1 protein-coding gene is annotated in these 6,263 nt (G+C 52.1%); it reads right to left on the bottom strand.

Annotated elements, in window-relative coordinates; translation table 11 throughout:
• On the bottom strand, window positions 1–6,263 hold a 6,263-nt coding region (locus H4O18_RS21730; RefSeq protein WP_222942502.1), incomplete at both ends, for a hypothetical protein.

The raw sequence follows: 6,263 nt of genomic DNA, 5'->3' as shown, positions 1-6,263 counted from the left end.
AGTTTCACCAGTAACCCCGGTTGCACCTGTGGCTCCGGTATTACCTGTATCTCCTTTTACACCTTGAGCTCCGGTTTCTCCTTGGATTCCTTGATCACCCTTATCACCTTTGGCTCCGTCAGCGCCTTTTGCCCCAGTTTCACCTGTTGCTCCGGTTACACCTTGTATTCCTTGTGCACCAGTGTCACCCTTATCTCCTTTGTCACCTGTCGCTCCAGTTGCTCCAGTTGCTCCAGTTTCACCAGTAACCCCGGTTGCACCTGTGGCTCCGGTATTACCTGTATCTCCTTTTACACCTTGAGCTCCGGTTTCTCCTTGGATTCCTTGATCACCCTTATCACCTTTGGCTCCGTCAGCGCCTGTTGCCCCAGTATCCCCCTTAGCACCGTCATTTCCATTATTACCATCGGCACCAGTTGCTCCAATATCTCCTTTGACGCCCTGGTCGCCTTTGGCTCCGGTCGCACCAGTTACACCTTGAATACCTTGTGCTCCGGTTTCACCAGTTGCACCTGTATCTCCTTTTGCTCCGTCAGCACCTGTTGCTCCGGTATCACCTTTAGCACCGTCGACTCCAGTATCTCCTTTTACACCTTGGATACCTTGAGCTCCAGTTTCACCTGTGGCACCAGTATCTCCTTTAGCACCATCATTTCCATCAATTCCGTCTTTCCCGTCAGCACCAGTTGCTCCAGTATCGCCTTTAGCGCCATCAATTCCGTCTTTCCCGTCAGCACCGGTTGCTCCAGTATTACCTGTATCTCCTTTGACGCCCTGGTCGCCTTTGGCTCCGGTCGCACCAGTTACACCTTGAATTCCTTGTGCTCCAGTTTCACCTGTCGCACCTGTTGCTCCGGTATTACCTTTAACACCGTCGGCTCCAGTTGCACCAGTATCTCCTTTGACGCCCTGGTCGCCTTTGGCACCGGTCTCACCAGTTGCACCTGTGGCTCCAGTATTACCTGTATCTCCTTTATCACCTTTTGCACCCTGAATACCCTGAGCACCAGTTTCACCTGTCGCACCAGTTACGCCTTGGATACCTTGAGCTCCAGTATCACCTTGTATTCCTTGTGCACCAGTGTCACCTTTTTCTCCTGTTGCACCAGTTGCTCCGGTTTCACCTTGGTCACCTTTTTCACCTTGTATTCCTTGGTCACCCTTGGCCCCGGTCTCACCAGTTGCACCTGTGGCTCCAGTATTACCTGTATCTCCTTTTACACCTTGAATTCCTTGTGCTCCATTTTCACCTGTCGCACCAGTATCTCCTTTTTCACCTTGGTCACCTTTTTCACCTGTAGCGCCAGTTGCTCCAGTTTCACCTGTAGCACCTGTATCTCCTTTGTCTCCTTTGACGCCCTGGTCGCCTTTGGCTCCGGTCGCACCAGTGTCACCTTTTGCACCCTGAATACCCTGAGCACCAGTTTCACCTGTTGCACCAGTATCTCCTTTTGCTCCGGTATTACCTGTATCTCCTTTTAGACCTTGAGCTCCGGTTTCTCCTTGGATTCCCTGATCACCCTTATCTCCTTTTGCTCCATCAGCTCCGGTTGCTCCAGTATCGCCTTTAGCACCATCAATTCCGTCTTTACCGTCGGCACCTGTAGCACCGGTATCACCCTTAACTCCGTCGGCTCCAGTATCTCCTTTGACGCCCTGGTCGCCTTTGGCTCCGGTCGCACCAGTTACACCTTGAATACCTTGTGCACCAGTGTCACCCTTGGCACCGTCGGCACCTGTATCTCCTTTAGCTCCGTCAGCACCAGTAGCTCCGGTCTCACCAGTTGCACCTGTGGCTCCAGTATTACCTGTATCTCCTTTTACACCTTGAATTCCTTGTGCTCCAGTTTCACCTGTCGCACCAGTATCTCCTTTGACGCCCTGGTCGCCTTTGGCTCCGGTCGCACCAGTTACACCTTGTATTCCTTGTGCACCAGTATCTCCTTTAGCCCCGTCATTTCCATCAATTCCGTCTTTCCCGTCAGCACCGGTTGCGCCAGTATCTCCTTTGACGCCCTGATCGCCTTTGGCTCCGGTCGCACCAGTTACACCTTGGATACCTTGAGCTCCAGTTTCACCTGTGGCACCAGTAGCTCCGGTTTCACCTGTTGCACCAGTAGCTCCGGTTTCACCTGTTGCACCAGTAGCTCCGGTTTCACCTTGGATTCCCTGATCACCCTTATCACCTTTTGCTCCGTCAGCCCCGGTTGCACCAGTATCACCTTTAGCACCGTCATTTCCATCAATTCCATCTTTTCCGTCAGCCCCGGTTGCACCAGTATCACCTTTAGCACCGTCATTTCCATCAATTCCATCTTTTCCGTCAGCCCCGGTTGCTCCAGTATCGCCTTTAGCGCCATCAATTCCGTCTATTCCGTCTGCACCGGTAGAACCTGTGGCTCCGGTATCACCTTTTGCACCTTGAATACCCTGAGCACCAGTTTCACCTGTGGCACCAGTATCTCCTTTGTCTCCTTTAGCACCAGTTTCACCTGTAGCACCTGTATCACCTTTAGCACCAGTTTCACCTGTAGCACCTGTATCACCTTTAGCACCGTCATTTCCATCTACGCCATCTTTTCCGTCAGCGCCTGTGGCACCAGTATCTCCTTTGTCACCTTTTGCTCCAGTTTCACCTGTAGCACCAGTATCACCCTTAGCACCGTCATTTCCATCATTACCATTGGCGCCAGTTGCTCCGGTTTCACCCTGGATTCCCTGATCGCCTTTGGCTCCAGTTGCACCTGTGGCACCTGTTGCTCCGGTTACACCTTGTATTCCTTGTGCACCAGTGTCACCCTTGGCACCAGTAGCTCCGGTATTACCTTTAGCTCCGTCTGCACCTGTAGCACCGGTATCACCAGTTGCACCTGTGGCTCCAGTATTACCTGTATCTCCTTTGGCTCCAGTTTCACCAGTAGCACCGGTTGCACCAGTATCACCTTTAGCACCATCATTTCCATCAATTCCATCTTTTCCGTCAGCCCCGGTTGCTCCAGTATCGCCTTTAGCGCCATCAATTCCGTCTTTACCGTCCGCACCAGTTACACCTTGAATACCTTGTGCTCCAGTTTCACCTGTGGCACCTGTTGCTCCGGTTACACCTTGAATTCCTTGTGCTCCATTTTCACCTGTCGCACCAGTATCTCCTTTTTCACCTTTTTCACCTTGGTCACCTTTTTCACCTGTAGCGCCAGTTGCTCCGGTTTCACCCTGGATTCCCTGATCGCCTTTGGCTCCAGTTTCACCTGTCGCACCAGTATCACCCTTAGCACCGTCATTTCCATCAATTCCGTCTTTACCATCGGCTCCGGTTACACCTTGTATTCCTTGGGCACCAGTTGCCCCAGTTGCTCCTGTATTTCCTTTTTCTCCGTCAGCACCAGTTGCTCCTGTATCGCCTTTGTCACCTGTCGCACCAGTTGCTCCGGTTTCACCTTGGATTCCTTGGTCACCCTTGGCCCCGGTCTCACCAGTTGCACCAGTTGCCCCAGTTGCTCCTGTATCTCCTTTTTCTCCGTCAGCACCAGTTGCTCCTGTATCACCTTTAGCTCCGGTTGCTCCAGTGCTTCCAGTTGCACCTTGTATACCTTGGGAACCTGTATCTCCTTTGGCTCCAGTATCTCCTTTGTCTCCATCGGCTCCGGTTACACCTTGTATTCCTTGGGCACCAGTTGCCCCAGTTGCTCCTGTATCTCCTTTTTCTCCGTCAGCACCAGTTGCTCCTGTATCGCCTTTGTCACCTGTCGCACCAGTTGCTCCGGTTTCACCTTGGATTCCTTGGTCACCTTTTTCACCTTGTATTCCTTGGTCACCCTTGGCCCCGGTCTCACCAGTTGCACCGGTATCTCCTTTTTCACCTGTAGCACCAGTATCTCCTTTTACACCTTGGATTCCCTGATCACCCTTATCACCTTTGTCTCCATCGGCTCCAGTTGCTCCAATATCACCTTTAGCTCCAGTATCGCCAGTTGCACCTGTGGCTCCGGTTGCACCAGTGTCTCCTTTAGCGCCATCTGCTCCAGTTACACCAGTTGCTCCAGTGTCACCCTTAGCACCATCATTTCCATCAATTCCGTCTTTCCCGTCAGCACCAGTAGCTCCGGTCTCACCAGTTGCACCTGTGGCTCCAGTATTACCTGTATCTCCTTTTAGACCTTGAGCTCCGGTTTCTCCTTGGATTCCCTGATCACCCTTATCTCCTTTTGCTCCATCAGCTCCGGTTGCTCCAGTATCGCCTTTAGCACCATCAATTCCGTCTTTACCGTCGGCACCTGTAGCACCGGTATCACCCTTAGCTCCGTCGGCTCCAGTATCTCCTTTTACACCTTGAATTCCTTGTGCTCCAGTTTCACCTGTGGCACCAGTTGCTCCGGTATCACCTTTAACACCATCAGCGCCAGTTGCTCCAGTATCTCCTTTGACGCCCTGGTCGCCTTTGGCTCCGGTTGCTCCAGTGTTTCCAGTTGCACCTTGTATACCTTGGGAACCTCTATCTCCTTTGTCACCTGTAGCACCAGTATCGCCTTTAGCTCCATCTGCTCCGGTTACACCTTGTATTCCTTGGGCACCAGTTGCCCCAGTTGCTCCTGTATCGCCTTTATCACCTGTCGCACCAGTTACGCCTTGGATACCTTGAGCTCCAGTATCACCTTGTATTCCTTGGTCACCCTTGGCCCCGGTCTCACCAGTTGCACCTGTGGCTCCAGTATTACCTGTATCTCCTTTGACGCCCTGGTCGCCTTTGGCTCCGGTCGCACCAGTGTCACCTTGAATACCTTGAGCTCCGGTTTCACCTGTGACTCCAGTATCTCCTTTGTCACCTTTTGCTCCAGTTTCACCTGTGGCACCCGTATCTCCTTTGGCTCCATCAGCTCCGGTTGCTCCAGTATCACCCTTAGCACCATCAATTCCGTCTATTCCGTCTTTACCGTCGGCCCCAGTTGCTCCAGTATCACCCTTAGCTCCGTCATTTCCATCTTTACCGTCAGCACCAGTTGCACCAGTATCTCCTTTTTCACCTTGGTCACCTTTTTCACCTGTAGCGCCAGTTGCTCCAGTTTCACCTGTCGCACCAGTATCTCCTTTTTCACCTGTATCTCCTTTGGCTCCAGTATCTCCTTTGTCTCCATCGGCTCCGGTTACACCTTGTATTCCTTGGGCACCAGTTGCCCCAGTTGCTCCTGTATCTCCTTTTTCTCCGTCAGCACCAGTTGCTCCTGTATCGCCTTTGTCACCTGTCGCACCAGTTGCTCCGGTTTCACCTTGGATTCCTTGAGCACCTGTGGCTCCTGTATCCCCTTTGTCACCTGTGGCACCTGTTGCTCCGGTTACACCTTGTATTCCTTGTGCTCCAGTTTCACCTGTGCCACCAGTAGCTCCGGTATTACCTTTTGCACCGTCGGCTCCAGTTGCTCCAGTTGCTCCAGTTACACCAGTTGCTCCAGTGTCACCCTTAGCACCATCATTTCCATCAATCCCGTCTTTCCCGTCAGCACCAGTAGCTCCGGTCTCACCAGTTGCACCTGTGGCTCCAGTATTACCTGTAACTCCTTTTACACCTTGAATTCCTTGTGCTCCAGTTTCACCGGTCGCACCAGTATCTCCTTTTTCACCTTGGTCACCTTTAGCACCAGTGTCACCTTTTTCACCTGTCGCACCGGTATCACCCTTCGCTCCGTCATTTCCATCAATTCCGTCTTTACCGTCGGCACCTGTAGCACCGGTATCACCCTTAACTCCGTCGGCTCCAGTATCTCCTTTTACACCTTGGATACCTTGTGCTCCAGTTTCACCTTGGATTCCCTGATCACCCTTATCACCTTTGTCTCCTTTAGCTCCATTGACTCCAGTTGCTCCAATATCACCTTTAGCTCCAGTTTCACCTGTTGCTCCAGTATCACCTTTAGCACCGTCATTTCCATCTACGCCATCTTTTCCGTCAGCGCCTGTGGCACCAGTATCTCCTTTTGCACCCTGAATACCCTGAGCACCAGTTTCACCTGTTGCACCAGTATCTCCTTTTGCTCCGGTATTACCTGTATCTCCTTTTAGACCTTGAGCTCCGGTTTCCCCTTGGATTCCCTGATCACCCTTATCTCCTTTTGCTCCATCAGCTCCGGTTGCTCCAGTATCGCCTTTAGCACCGTCATTTCCATCTACGCCATCTTTTCCGTCAGCTCCAGTAGCTCCGGTATCTCCTTTGACGCCCTGGTCGCCTTTGGCTCCGGTCGCACCAGTTACACCTTGAATACCTTGAGCTC

The organism is Arenibacter arenosicollis (assembly GCF_014397245.1).
Taxonomy (GTDB): Bacteria; Bacteroidota; Bacteroidia; order Flavobacteriales; family Flavobacteriaceae; genus Arenibacter; species Arenibacter arenosicollis.
Note: the sequence above shows the minus strand (reverse complement) of the source record. Positions and strands in the feature narration are given on the sequence as shown.